Raw genomic sequence first — 12,529 nt, 5'->3', positions numbered from 1 at the left:
CCTCAGCTACTGCGCGTTCGTGAAGGGTCTCAGGGAAGAGAACACCGCCCAGGCCCCGGCCGCCCGCTCGATGGTGTCGGGGTCGTCCGGCAGCGTCGTTTCCGATTTGATCGCCACGCCGTGGAAGTAGGTGGGCATCAATTCATCCGGCGCCGCGAGTATCCGGACAGGGGCATCCGGGCCAGCGCCGAGGACATCCTGCGCAGGTCGTACTCGGTCGTCCCTTGCTCACATGCGAAAGCCGCGGCGAGGTTCGCGGCGCTGGTATTTCGCGCGACGAATTATACCAGGGCATTGAGTGACAGAGGTTGTAAACAACCTCATGCGATCAGACCTCCGTATATAGGGTTTAAAGTGTTCCGTTCACAATCGTGGCTGGACACGAGATCCTTTTCCATTTGATTGGGATGGATTGGCAAGCGACCCCTGTTTGGAAAATTTCGCTGGACGATTTTATATCACCGCGGATTTCCGACAAAATATTGGATCTTCAAGATGCAAGGCGTCTATTCGGGCCGGAACGTTTTCGTTGGATTGGCGATGGGAGCGTTCATGTGGTCACTGCCTTTCCACCAACCGACACGGATGCTCCAAGTTACGTTGCCTTAACCGTGGTTCTGATTTGGTCAGCCACTCGTTTTGCTTCGGAAAATGCTCCGTGGGTTCCGGCGGTGGATGAGGTGTAGTCACCTATGAAGTGAAGGGGACCCACATTGCGCTGGAGTTGGGGAAGATTTCCTGCCCGGGATGGCGAGAGCACGGAGAAGCAATGCAACCAGCTATGGGCGGAGACATCAATTATGCGCCCCCGAAGTTCAGGCGCCACTTCGAGAAAATCTTCAATCCAGCCGTCCACCAACTCTGGCGTGGCGGGAAAACTAGGCTGATAGCCGACTGAATTTCCATAGCAAACGAATTGGGCGATGTTCTCATTGAGTATGCCTCCAGGAACAGGATTAATGATGGCATCGAACTTCTTGCCTACCGTCGTTACGAATGACCAGTCTTTGAACTGCGGGAGGCCTTGTATGTCTGCCACGATGCAAAGTGTGCTGCTTCCAGGAGTGTGGGCGGTGTCAAGCGCCCGTAACTTCCAGTCTGGAAGGTCCTTGCAGACATTGGCTACTAAGGGTGCCGGTATCGCAATGACAACTTGTCGTGCGAGTAGGGTGGATTTTCCTCCCGGGCCTTCCGTCTCGATTTTCACTAGTGTCCCGGTTGCGTCTTCCGAAACATCGACGACGGTTGTGGAAAGCATGACAGTATCTTCTGCAAGATGGCGAGACATGGCACGGGGTATCTCCTGCATGCCATCAATCGCGAAAAGTCGATTGTCTTTCTCCCTCGCAACGTAGCTTGCGAAGTACCTGAGCGCATATTTCGCCGAAAGTTCCGAAGTTTTGCCCACGGCACCACCACGGATGGCGGTTTCAATGATCAATCGCACCGTGTCACTCAGGTGAGCAATCCGGCTTGAGACGGTTTGTGCACCAAGCGCGTCAGCATCGGCGGACAGACTCCCGTTTACTGTGTAATCGGTGTACTCATCGAGAACCTCCTGCATGAACGAGCGCAACTCCGCCTTCTCATCCGGAGATATGGGCAGATTCGATACGAGATCGTCATCGTTCGCTGCTATGGATGTCACCCCATCAATATGGATGCCATAAGTCGAGGGCCTGAACGGGACAGCGGACAGTCCCAATTCTTCAACCAGTTCGTGGGTGTCAGTATTTCTGTAAACGAAGAGCGCGCCGGCGTTCGCAACGGTGCCGGCCAGCGCCACTGTTTTGGTCCGCCCACCGACCTCCGAGGCTGCCTCTACCACCCGAACATCGAGTCCTGACTCGCGAAGGAAATACGCTACGCCAATCCCTGCAGGTCCGCCGCCAACAATCACAATATCGTGTGTTTCCAAGGATCATGCCTTTCTTAAAGAGAGGTGAGGAATGCGCCTGGGCACTGTCCACAGCGGCCCCGTGAACTTGGATCACGAGGCCGTCGTGGGCAGAGCGGCAGGGGTCTATTTGGTAGCGACATCCGCGGCACTGCCTGGCAGACCAACCTCTTCCAGTGCAGTCTTCAACGAACCATCATCATGCATTTGCTGAATAACCAGATTCACTGCTTCAATCAATTTGGTGTTTCCCTTCGGGGTGAGCGCAGCCGTCCGGGCCGCTCCCACGGAGGCTTGAACTCGGGGATCAGGCTCCAACTCCACGACCTTCAATTCGGTGTCACTATTGGCCTTCACCGCTTGGGAAGCACCGCCAAAGGTCATTACACCGGCGGCTATTCGACCGGCACGAACGTCCTGGTAGACGGCGTCTTCCGAGGCATAAAGCTTCACGTTCTCAGCTCCGAGCGCATTTTGCAGGTCTTTGACCCACAGGTACCCTTGGGGCGTCCCGACTGCATTGCCTTGCAGGGACTCAATCGTGGATGCACCATCCGTTGTCAGCAGGGCCATTTTGTCGCTGTAGACGGGGTTGCTGACTTCATACAATTCTGCGCGTTCGTCATTGATGTAGGTGTTGCCGGCAGTCATGTCCGCTTTTCCGGTACGAACCGACTCATACAGCGCCGTGAAGCTGGCCGTCTTGGCGTCCGGTGTCAGGCAGAGTTTTTTGGCAACTTCTGTCAGCAGGACGCCGTCGACCCCGGAGAGAGTCCCGCCCTTCAAGGAGACATAGGGCGGGTATTCAGGAACCTGAATGGTTAGTTTGCCCTCGTTGATAGTTGTAACGTCGGCAACGATTGGCGTGCAGTCCGCGCTGACTGCATCAGCAGTGGGGGTGCCTGCACTGCAAGCGGCCAGTGGCAGCATGCAGGTAAGGATGAGTGCGGAAAGTTTGGTGCGATTCACGATAACTCCTAGGTTGGGACGAGACAAGCAATTAGACGCTGGTCCGTGTGTGAACGGTATCTACCAGGCGGGATACGGCGATGGAAAGTACTGCGTAGATTAGGCCCGTCAACGCGAACACACTCAGGAACTGGAAAGATACCGAACCGATTTGGTAGGCACTGTTCAGAAGTTCGGAGAGTGCGATCGCGAAACCGAGGCTGGTAGCTTGGAAAACGATGACGCTATACGACATCAGCGGGGGAACCACGGCCCGGATAGCTTGGGGAAGAACGATGTATCTGGCTTCGTCTATCCAGTTCAGGCCCAAGCTTTGGGCAGCTTCGACGTGGCCGCGCGGCACACTGAGCAGACCGGCGCGGAAGATTTCGCTGGTGTAGGCGCCGGTGTTCAGGGAAATACCTACCACGGCGGCTGCGAGTGAGGAAAGTACCACCCCAGCCGTCGGTAAGCCGAAGTAAACCAGATAGAGGACAACAAGCAAGGGAATTCCCCGGCCGAGCTCAACTAGCCCAATCGTGATATACCGGAGTGTTTTTGATCTATTGATCATGCCAAAGGCGAGAACCAGTCCTAGCGGTAAGCCGAACAACAGGCTAAAACCGGTCACCATCAAGCTAATTTTGAGCCCGGCCATGAGGTCCGGTAGCCAAGAGATCCATTGGTCAATCATGGTCACACCGCGCTTCGGGTTCGAATAAAGCTGTCAGCTCGTCGGGCAAATGCCCCGATTGGTAGGCTGATCAGCAGATAGATGATGCCGGCTGCCAAAAAAATTGGCAAGCCGGGGTTGCCTTGCTGGTTAAGGGTGAGGGCCTGAAAAGTGATGTCACTGACGCCGATCACTGAAGCAACTGCAGACTCTTTGAGCAAGCCAACCGCATACCCGGCGGACGGAGGAAGCGCTACGCCAATTCCTTGGGGGGCGATGATTCGCCAAAAAGTGTCGCGGCTATTGAGTCCGAGCGCGTCTGCGCTTTCCCATTGACCTGCGGCGACCGATTTGATTCCCGCTCTGTAATTTTCCGCCAGGTAGGCGGTGGCAACTGCACCAAGCGAGATGCACGCGGCGAGAAGTGGGGACAGTTTTAGGTAGTGCCCTAGGCCAAAATAAAGCAAAAGCATCCAGGCGATCGGCGGGATACCCCGGACAAGTTCGACATATGCAGTCGCTAGCCAACGAAGTGGAGCAATTGAGGACATCCGAGCCAAAGCAATCGGAACCCCGAATACTGCACCGATCAGGAAAGAGCCGATGGTGATGATAATCGTTGTCGACAATCCCTGAAATAGGAACGAGGCTGCCTCAATCATCGCTCGAGCACCGCCTCAAGGAATTTCTTTGTTCGGTTGTGCTCCGGGGATCCAAACAGTTGGTCAGGGTGGCCCTGCTCCACAATCTTTCCATCGGCCATAAAGACGGTTCGATCCGAAACTTTTCGGGCGAACGACATTTCATGGGTAACCACGAGCATCGTCATGCCCGAAGCGGCTAGCTCCTGCATGACGTTCAGGACCTCCCCGCCCAATTCAGGGTCAAGCGCCGAAGTCGGCTCGTCGAAAAGCATGACACTTGGCTCCAGAGCCATGGCCCTGGCAATGGCTATGCGTTGTTGCTGCCCGCCACTGCATCTAGTGGGTTTGGCATCAGCTTTGTTAGCAAGACCAACCCTCGTCAGTAATTCCATGGCACGGACTTCGGCCTCTTCCCTGGAGCGCCCAAGAACCCGCTCTTGTGCGAGTGCAACGTTGCGCAAAACGCTGATGTGCGGGAACAGATTGAATGACTGGAAAACCATTCCCACTTGTCGGCGCAATGAAGTTAACTCAGCGCGCGTTGGGTTGGAGGCAACGGCCACCGCCGGCTTGCCATCCAAAAGCAACTCGCCAGCCGTTGGCACTTCCAGATAATTCACGCAGCGAAGGAGAGTGCTCTTGCCGGCACCGCTGGGGCCGATAAAAGCGACGACTTCGCCTTTGGCAACATCTAGGGTCACATCAGACAAGACTGTCATTCCGTGGAACTCTTTACGAATACCGCGAAGCCCCACTTGTGGCTGTTGGTTGATTGCCATGAATGTTCCCACTTCCGTGGACGCTAAGTCTTTATTTTCGGACACTTGGACACCTCGTGAAGATTTGTTGTGACTGGGCAGCTCCGAACCGGACCACCTGGCCATGACATGGATGGCGAATTGAGGGGAACAGAGGGAGAAAGAACTTTTGAGTAGTTGTTTCAGCTATTCACGATGATCGCGACCTGTGCTCTATCTCACAGACAACCTATTCTGTGATCACATATCGCGTCAATGGGTTTAGCGGAATATTCTCTCTACCCGCTGTTTACGCGAAATATTGCGGATAGCGGCGAGCTGCAAGTAAATCCACTGCGCCTCTTGTGTGATTTGTGATCACACTATATGTTTGAACTCGTTGCATCACTTCGTGATACGCATCACGTTTTTCTAGTTCATGCTCGTGCGCCATCAGCCGGACATCCCGGCTCTCGAGAACAGCCCCATGCATGTGGGTGCAGTAAGGAAATGCCGTGCCAAATCGTTTGTTGTTGAAAGTGGCGGAAAACAAAAAACTTGAATCCATCGCCACGCGGAATCCTCTGGCACGCCCCCTGGTGGAGCGCTATGTCGCCGGACTTTCCGACGACGATGCTTGGCGAGTCACCGAGAGCCTTAATGCCTCTGGCATTGATGTCAGCTTGGATCTGCTGGGTGAATCCGTCGGTAAATTGGAACAGTCGCAGGCGGCCACGAACGAATACTTGGCAGCCATTGAAGCAATCCCGAGCAGGGCGCCGGGCTCCACGGTGTCCGTGAAACTCTCGCAGCTTGGCATCGTATTCGACAAGCAGCACTGCGCCAACAACCTAAAGACCCTGTTGGAAGCGGCCAAGCTTCATGGTGCGCAGGTCGAAGTCGACATGGAGCACAGCTCCGTGGGCCGTGACACCCTTGGGATTTTCAGGTCGATCCTCACGGAGTACCCTGAGACTCGGGTGGCGATGCAGGCCAACATGCGCATGACAATGCAAGACCTTTTGTCATTCGCCGAAATTAGGCCACGCATCCGACTGGTTAAGGGCGCCTTCGACGAGACTGTAGGCACGGCATTGCGAAATGCCGAGGAAGTAACGGCCCAGTACAACTACCTGGCAGGCTGGGCACTGGAGAACCTCCCGGATCCCGCGTTCGGAACGCACGATGACTCGTGCGTCGATCACATCAAGAAATCGGCGATGGATATCGGTCTAGACAAGAACGACTTCGAGTTCCAGATGCTTTACGGCGTTCGCCGCAAATTGCAGGAAGAACTAGTTCGCGAAGGGTACCGCGTCAGGGTATACCTGCCATATGGTACCCAGTGGTATCCCTATTTGATGCGTCGCATGGCCGAAAAACCGGGGAACTTACTGCTGTTCTTGCGTTCATTGGTGGGGGGATGAAAATTCGAACCGCAGTTGCATTGAGCTCCGCCGACTAAAACGGCCGAGTTCCCTCACACCAGATTCCGCAGAGAAAGTCCTCGAATTATGAGTCCAATCAATCTTGAAGTGAAACCAACGCTTGTTGCAGATCAGGTGTTTGAGGCATTGCAGGGTGCCATATTTTCGGGGGAACTCGCTGCCGGAACGCCACTCCGGGTGCGGGATCTTGCCAAGATGGTCGGGACGAGTGTCATGCCCGTACGTGACGCGATCCGCCGGCTGGAAGAAGCGGGACTTGCATCGAGCACGCCTCACAAAGGCGCTGTCGTGCGCACTTTCACAGCAACGGAACTGATACAGATCTATGACGTTCGAACCCTCTTGGAAGTCGAGGCGGCCCGACGCGGAACTGAACACATCAGCGAAGCCGAGGTCGAGCAGATGTCGGAAGCATGCCAAAAACTATCCGACGATGTGGCAGCAGAAAATTGGCTCGGCGCCCTGCACCACGATGAACTAATGCTGATGGTGCTCTACAGTGCCAGCCGAAATCCAGTTCTTGTCACCCTCATCGACAACCTCTGGAACCAATGCCGGGCCTACAAGGTACTCGGCGCCACGGAGGCGATGGAGAAGCAAGATCCTTCGCTGTGGACCCCGCAGCCACGATTGTTAGCCGCAGTACAGGCAAGGGATGTCGAATCCGTTGCCACGATCACTAGGGAATCGCTAACCAGTGCCAGGCGACGCCTGGAAAAACGGCTGATCGCCCAAACCTAGGCACCAAGAATTGAACCTGGTCGCCACCAACTTCGAGTGGCAGCAACCAGATCATTAAACATTAAAGACTCACTCTAAGACAGGAAAATACTGTGACCCAGCAAGTAGTCAGCATGGCAGGAAACTTCAAGGTGCCGAACCCCGTCAACGAGCCGGCCAGAACATTTGAACCGGGATCCGCTGAAGCCACGTCCGTCAAGTCCGCATTGGCGGATGTAACCTCGGCTGTCCGGGAATTGCCGCACTACATCAATGGTGAGAAGATCATGGACGGTCAGCTCAAGGATGTCGTGGCCCCTCACGAACACTCCTTGGTACTGGGACAGGTCCCCACGGCAGATGAGGACCTCACGAAATCGGCCATCGATGCTGCCCTCGCCGCCCAACACGACTGGTCACGTACCCCGTGGTGGGAGCGTGCCGCGATATTCCTTCGCGTTGCAGACCTCGCCGCTGGCAAGTATCGCGACGAATTGGTCGCCACGACCATGCTTGGTCAATCAAAAACCTTCCATCAAGCTGAAATTGATGCAGCATGCGAGACTGCGGACTTCTTCCGCTACAACCCATTTCTGGCCCAACAAATCTACAACGACCAGCCGACATCACTACAAGGCGAAGCCAACTTCCTCGACCAGCGTCCCTTGGAAGGCTTCGTCACGGCCATTACACCGTTTAACTTCACCGCCATTGGAGCCAACCTCCCTGGCACCCCTGCCCTCATGGGAAACACAGTTGTGTGGAAAGCTTCTGAGAAATCTGCGCTCAGCAGCGATGTAATCATGCGTATGTTCCGAGAAGCAGGACTGCCAGACGGCGTGATCAACTTGGTCCACGGCTCGGGACGGGAAATTTCCGACATAGCCACGGCACATCCAGACTTCGCGGGGCTTAGCTTTACCGGCTCCTCAGATGTGTTCCGCAGCTTGTGGAAGAAGACCGCAAACAACATCGACAAGTACAAGTCATACCCGCGCATCGTCGGTGAAACCGGGGGAAAGAATGCTGTCCTGGCCCACCCATCAGCCGATGTCGACGCCGTAAAAACCGCACTGGTCCGGGGCGCATTCGAATACCAGGGGCAAAAGTGCTCCGCGGCTTCGCGAACCTATATTCCCAAGAGCATGTGGACGCGTTTGAAAGACGATTTGATCGACACTGTCCGCTCACTGACTGTTGGTGATATCACTGAACACGAAACGTTTATGGGTGCCGTCATTGACGAAAATTCCCTGCGCCGCCTTGAGGGAGCGATCGGCCAGGCCAAGAATCTCAGCAGCCACAAACTCCTTGCTGGCGGCACAGTCCGCCCGGAAAAGGGATGGTTCGTTGATCCGACCGTATTCCAGACTGATGATCCCACCTCATTCACCATGTCCGAGGAGTTCTTTGGTCCGCTACTCACTGTCTATGTATACGAAGACAAAGACTGGGAGAGCCTGCTGCCCATCATCGACGGTGCAAGTGAGTACGCGTTGACGTTGTCGATTTTCGCTTCCGACCGCAAGGCCATTTCGCAGGCGCTCAATGCCCTGCGGAACACTGCAGGAATGACCTACGTCAACGACAAACCCTCCGGTGCTCTTATGGGACAGGTCTCCTTCGGTGGTGGCCGGGCATCGGGCACCAATGACAAGACAGGGTCCAGGCTTGCCCTTCAGCGTTGGATCAGCGGTCGATTCATTCACGAGAACATGTCTCCGGCCACGGACTGGACCTACCCCTACATGGGTTCATAGGGAACCGCGTGATGGCGATTCGAAACCGGGTGGGCCCGCACATAACCGGCCAAAAGTTGTCAGCGACAGTACTAGTGTCGGGTTTTGCTAGCGGAGAAGTCCGCGGCACACGGGAAATGATCAGTTTCTGGGGCGGCTACGATCCTGAGACTGGTACGATCATCGATCGCCGTCACGCCCTATTTGGGCATGATCTAACCGGAAAAATCTTCGTCGTCCCCCATGGCAAGGGCTCAAGCACTGGAAGTGCGGTGCTGTTAGATGCCCTCGTTTCGGGACACGCGCCCGCCGGGATCATCCTGAACCGCACCGATGAGATCATCGCCCTTGGTGTTGTTGTCTTTGAGGAGTTTTACGACCGGTGCATCCCCGTTGTAGTGCTGTCAGACGAAGACTTCACAACAGCGCTTGAAGCCAAATGCCTGGACATCCTCCCTGACGGGACAGTTTCAGTTTCTACCGATGATGGGAATGGCAAGTGAACGAGTTGTTACTCTCGGAAAAAGACCAGCAAATGCTCGACGGAAGAATGGGCCTCGGTACGCAAGCAGCAATGCGCATTGTGGTGCGCATTGCGCGCATCCAAAACGCAACTGAACTCATCGACGTATCCCACGTCCATGTGGGCGGAAGCATCTACACCGGTCCGGGCAGCCTAAATGTCATCGAAAGATTGGTTGAGCAGGGCGCCAAAGTCCGGGTGCCCACCACCATAAATGCGATTTCCATCGATCGCAGAAGATGGAAGGACCAAAATATCGACGCCGAATTTGCAGGCTCGGCAGACCGACTGGCTACGGGATTCGAAAACCTGGGTGCGGCCCCCATCTTTTCCTGCACACCGTATGTGTTTCCGACAGCACCTACTTTCGGGCAGGACATCGTATGGGCCGAATCAAATGCCATCGCATACGCCAACAGTGTCATCGGTGCTCGAACCAACCGACATGGTGATTTCTTGGACATCTGCGCGGCCATAACCGGCCGAGCACCCTTGGCAGGGCTTCACATACCGGAAAACAGACACGGCAGTTTTCTAGTCAACGTCCCACCAGTATCCGGCGTCGACGGATCCTTCTACACAGCCTTGGGCTACCTGGTGGGAAAACACGCAGGGGAGTTGGTGCCCGTCATTGACGGGCTAATGGAAGCGCCGTCGCTGGAGGACCTCAAGAACTTCTGCGCGGCCGTTGCAACATCTGGCGCGGTCGGTATGTTTCACATCGTGGGGGTGACACCCGAAGCCCCGACCCTGGAGGCGGCATTGGGCGGGCAGGAGCCACAGAAAACACTGAATGTCAGTCTTGCAGACCTCATGCACACCACTGATGGGCTGTCTACCGGCAGTGGCAATAAATTGGACTTGGTGGTCATGGGTAGTCCGCACTTCACATTGGGGGACTGCGCAGAGTTGGCTGAACTCGTTCGAGGAAAGAAACGCAATGCCAAGGTAGACGTTCTCATTACAACCAACCGGATGGTCCTTGAAGAGGCCACACGCGAGGGTTGGGCGGAAATGATCGCAGCGTTCGGTGGCCGCTTTAGCACTGACAACTGCCTGTGTATGCTCAACTCCGACATGTTCTCCAATGAGATGCAGACTGTCATGACTAATTCGGGGAAGTTCGCCCATTACGGTCCTGGACTGATCAGGCGTGGCGTCTACTTCGGCTCGATGAGTGATTGTGTTGAATCAGCGGTAGCCGGTGCACCCATCGTCACAACGCCGGAGTGGGCGGTAGCCTGACGTGTTGAGTCATTGGGAGCCTTTGAGGTCAAGTGAACTGTGGAGAAGATGATCACCCTCACCCTGGAGGAGGCCACGAAGCTGTGCATCCGGGCGGCAGTTGCACTCGGTGCCAGTAAACAGAGTGCAGTGTCCCTGGCGCAGGCCACAGTCGATGCTGAGGCGGCAGGGGCAGGGTCGTTAGGTTTTTTGCATTTTTTTGATTACTTGGATGCTTTGCGTGACGGGAGGATTGCTGGCTCTGCGGAGCCCACAACCACTCGTCCGGCCAAGGCCATTATTCTGTCCGACGCGGCCGGCGGTATAGCCCACCTTGGCTTTGACAATGCGTTCGAAGATATCGTGGAGACAACTCAAGATTTGGGGGTTGCCGTTTTTAGCCAGCGAAACGCCTATACCTGTGGCGCTCTTGGCTACTTCGTTGACCGTCTAGCTAGACGCGACCTATTGTCGTTCGCAGTGGCAAATGCCCCTGCACAAGTGGTGACACGTGGGGCGCAGGAACCCGTCTACGGTACTAATCCGATGGCATTTGGTGCACCTTTGGGAGTGGGAATCCAACCGCTACTCATTGACCAGTCCTCCAGTGCCACAGCATTTGCCAATATTCGACAGGCGGCCGGGGAGGGGCGGGAACTGCCGAAGGGTTGGGCCGTGGACAAGCATGGTCGCCCTACGACGAATAGTCAGGAGGCCCTTATGGGCGCCCTGCTGACATTCGGTGGGTCCAAGGGTGCAAATATCGCGATGATGGTGGAAATCTTGGCCACTGCATCGGGTGCCTCGTGGTCGTTGGATGCACCTTCGTATTTGGAAGGAGAAACCAGCCCGGCAGTGGGACTCTTCATTCTTGCAATCAAGCCAGAACTGCTCAATGCGGAGTTTGGCAGTAGACTCGCAGCGCATTTGGGGAGACTCCATACGGAGCATGGCGTGCATGTGCCAGGCTCGCGGCAGATCGAGACGCGCGAGCAGGCGAGGGACAACGGGTTGACCCTCGATAAGGATATTCACGAAAGACTACTATCGGTCAATAACCAGAAAACGACTACTGAATTGGGCCCACAGCCTCGGTTCAACCGACACCAATGACGACCATGGTCCGCTGGGCTGACGCTAGCGCAGCTGTGGAAACCCCTGTTCGAAAGCCGACCGTAGCATCCACGTCGGCCATGGAAGCCCCGCGGCGTCCCCAATTTCTGTTCCGGCTGTATGGGCGTCGCGAATGGCATCCGCCACCGCATGAAGGTCAATGGCTTGCCGCGCGGCAAATTCGCGGTCAACCACCCGCCCATGGCCGGGAACCACCACGTCGCCCGGCTGCACCCTGAGCAGAACCTCGTCCAGCGCCGCTGGCCATTCAAGTGGCCAACAGCCCGAGCCGAACATGGGCGGGCCGGATTCCTCGATCGCGTCACCGAGCGCCCAGACTCCGGCATCGGGCACGCATACGACCAGGTCCGTGTCGGTGTGGCCGCGCGAGATCGGAATGAGTTCGATGTCGCGCCCGCTTGCGGTGAGCGTCGTGGACCGTTGGATCAGGACCGTGGGCTGGGTCAACACCACGTGGTCCCACTTTTTGTCGGGTTCGCCAGCCGGGTCGGCTTGCCAGGCGCGCAGCCGGGGCCCCTCGAGGGCGGCGTAGTGGTCGGGAATCCGGTGGTGCCCAATCACCGGAACACCGAGGTCGGCAAAGACTGAGTTGCCGAAGCTGTGGTCGTAGTGTGCATGGGTGTTGACCGCACCAACGATCGGCATGCCGAAGCGTTCGGCCACGTCGTCGACGATCTCCTGCGCTTCCGCCGGTGAGCCTCGCGTGTCGATGACAGTCACTCCCTGGGGCCCGAGGATTGCCACCACGTTGACGTCGCCCGCTTCATATCTCTTGACGAAAACGTCGGCTGCTACTTCGACCCATGACATGTAGTTGATGGTACGCCGGGCGGCGCGATCGG

The 12,529-nt window shown here is 56.2% G+C and carries 13 protein-coding genes; 6 read left to right on the top strand and 7 right to left on the bottom strand.

Features of this window, described 5'->3' with window-relative positions:
- Positions 1 to 6: 6 nt before the first annotated feature.
- The 6 genes from KRR55_RS20470 to KRR55_RS00850 form a co-directional block, all read right to left on the bottom strand.
- A complete protein-coding gene (locus KRR55_RS20470; RefSeq protein ID WP_256449102.1) occupies positions 7 to 138 on the bottom strand; it encodes a hypothetical protein in 132 nt (43 codons plus the stop codon).
- 457 nt (positions 139 to 595) lie between these two features.
- Positions 596 to 1,918: a flavin monoamine oxidase family protein gene (locus KRR55_RS00870; RefSeq protein WP_217387156.1), complete on the bottom strand. Its 1,323-nt coding sequence runs from the start codon at positions 1,916 to 1,918 to the stop codon at positions 596 to 598.
- 105 nt (positions 1,919 to 2,023) lie between these two features.
- A complete protein-coding gene (locus KRR55_RS00865; protein WP_217387155.1) occupies positions 2,024 to 2,866 on the bottom strand; it encodes a substrate-binding periplasmic protein in 843 nt (280 codons plus the stop codon).
- Positions 2,867 to 2,897: 31 nt separating this feature from the next.
- Positions 2,898 to 3,539, bottom strand: coding sequence for an amino acid ABC transporter permease (locus KRR55_RS00860; RefSeq protein ID WP_254455784.1), 642 nt, complete (start codon positions 3,537 to 3,539; stop codon positions 2,898 to 2,900).
- Between the two features lie 2 nt (positions 3,540 to 3,541).
- On the bottom strand, positions 3,542 to 4,180 hold the full coding sequence (locus KRR55_RS00855; protein WP_217387153.1) for an amino acid ABC transporter permease: 639 nt from the start codon (positions 4,178 to 4,180) through the stop codon (positions 3,542 to 3,544).
- Entirely contained in the window at positions 4,177 to 4,941 is a 765-nt protein-coding gene (locus tag KRR55_RS00850) for an amino acid ABC transporter ATP-binding protein (RefSeq protein WP_217387152.1), read from the bottom strand. Before KRR55_RS00850 ends, KRR55_RS00855 begins: the two co-directional genes overlap by 4 nt.
- A gap of 473 nt (positions 4,942 to 5,414) precedes the next feature.
- Here KRR55_RS00850 and KRR55_RS00845 point away from each other — a divergent pair, with 473 nt between their 5' ends.
- From KRR55_RS00845 to KRR55_RS00820, 6 genes are all read left to right on the top strand, one after another.
- Positions 5,415 to 6,326 carry a proline dehydrogenase family protein gene (locus tag KRR55_RS00845; protein ID WP_217387151.1) on the top strand — a complete coding sequence of 304 codons (912 nt, stop codon included), beginning with the start codon at positions 5,415 to 5,417 and terminating at the stop codon, positions 6,324 to 6,326.
- An 87-nt stretch (positions 6,327 to 6,413) separates the two neighbouring features.
- The gene (locus tag KRR55_RS00840) at positions 6,414 to 7,088 is read left to right on the top strand and encodes a GntR family transcriptional regulator (protein WP_217387150.1); all 675 of its coding nucleotides are present in this window, start codon (positions 6,414 to 6,416) and stop codon (positions 7,086 to 7,088) included.
- 92 nt (positions 7,089 to 7,180) lie between these two features.
- Positions 7,181 to 8,827, top strand: coding sequence for an L-glutamate gamma-semialdehyde dehydrogenase (pruA, locus tag KRR55_RS00835; protein WP_336245003.1), 1,647 nt, complete (start codon positions 7,181 to 7,183; stop codon positions 8,825 to 8,827).
- Positions 8,828 to 8,838: 11 nt separating this feature from the next.
- Positions 8,839 to 9,309 (top strand): aconitase X swivel domain-containing protein, encoded by a 471-nt coding sequence (locus KRR55_RS00830; protein ID WP_217387149.1) that lies wholly within the window; start codon positions 8,839 to 8,841, stop codon positions 9,307 to 9,309.
- Positions 9,306 to 10,574 carry an aconitase X gene (locus KRR55_RS00825; RefSeq protein WP_217387148.1) on the top strand — a complete coding sequence of 423 codons (1,269 nt, stop codon included), beginning with the start codon at positions 9,306 to 9,308 and terminating at the stop codon, positions 10,572 to 10,574. The genes KRR55_RS00830 and KRR55_RS00825 overlap by 4 nt, the downstream gene beginning before the upstream one ends.
- A gap of 48 nt (positions 10,575 to 10,622) precedes the next feature.
- Entirely contained in the window at positions 10,623 to 11,666 is a 1,044-nt protein-coding gene (locus KRR55_RS00820; RefSeq protein ID WP_217387147.1) for an Ldh family oxidoreductase, read from the top strand.
- Positions 11,667 to 11,690: 24 nt separating this feature from the next.
- Here KRR55_RS00820 and KRR55_RS00815 read toward each other — a convergent pair whose 3' ends face one another.
- A complete protein-coding gene (locus KRR55_RS00815) occupies positions 11,691 to 12,497 on the bottom strand; it encodes an MBL fold metallo-hydrolase (protein ID WP_254455718.1) in 807 nt (268 codons plus the stop codon).
- Positions 12,498 to 12,529: the final 32 nt, after the last annotated feature.

It is taken from the genome of Paeniglutamicibacter quisquiliarum, from assembly GCF_019084045.1.
Taxonomy (GTDB): domain Bacteria; phylum Actinomycetota; class Actinomycetes; order Actinomycetales; family Micrococcaceae; genus Paeniglutamicibacter; species Paeniglutamicibacter quisquiliarum.
The sequence above is the reverse complement of the archived record's forward strand: the minus strand, read 5'-3'. Positions and strand labels throughout refer to the sequence as shown.

Excerpts from the sequence above, each read along its gene's own strand:
- KRR55_RS00850 (WP_217387152.1), bottom strand. The coding sequence starts at position 4,941 with ATGGCAATCAACCAACAGCCACAAGTGGGGCTTCGCGGTATTCGTAAA.
- KRR55_RS00815 (WP_254455718.1), bottom strand. The coding sequence starts at position 12,497 with ATGTCATGGGTCGAAGTAGCAGCCGACGTTTTCGTCAAGAGATATGAA.
- KRR55_RS00820 (WP_217387147.1), top strand. The coding sequence starts at position 10,623 with ATGATCACCCTCACCCTGGAGGAGGCCACGAAGCTGTGCATCCGGGCG.
- KRR55_RS20470 (WP_256449102.1), bottom strand. The coding sequence starts at position 138 with ATGCCCACCTACTTCCACGGCGTGGCGATCAAATCGGAAACGACGCTG.
- KRR55_RS00855 (WP_217387153.1), bottom strand. The coding sequence starts at position 4,180 with ATGATTGAGGCAGCCTCGTTCCTATTTCAGGGATTGTCGACAACGATT.
- KRR55_RS00860 (WP_254455784.1), bottom strand. The coding sequence starts at position 3,539 with ATGATTGACCAATGGATCTCTTGGCTACCGGACCTCATGGCCGGGCTC.
- KRR55_RS00830 (WP_217387149.1), top strand. The coding sequence starts at position 8,839 with ATGGCGATTCGAAACCGGGTGGGCCCGCACATAACCGGCCAAAAGTTG.
- KRR55_RS00840 (WP_217387150.1), top strand. The coding sequence starts at position 6,414 with ATGAGTCCAATCAATCTTGAAGTGAAACCAACGCTTGTTGCAGATCAG.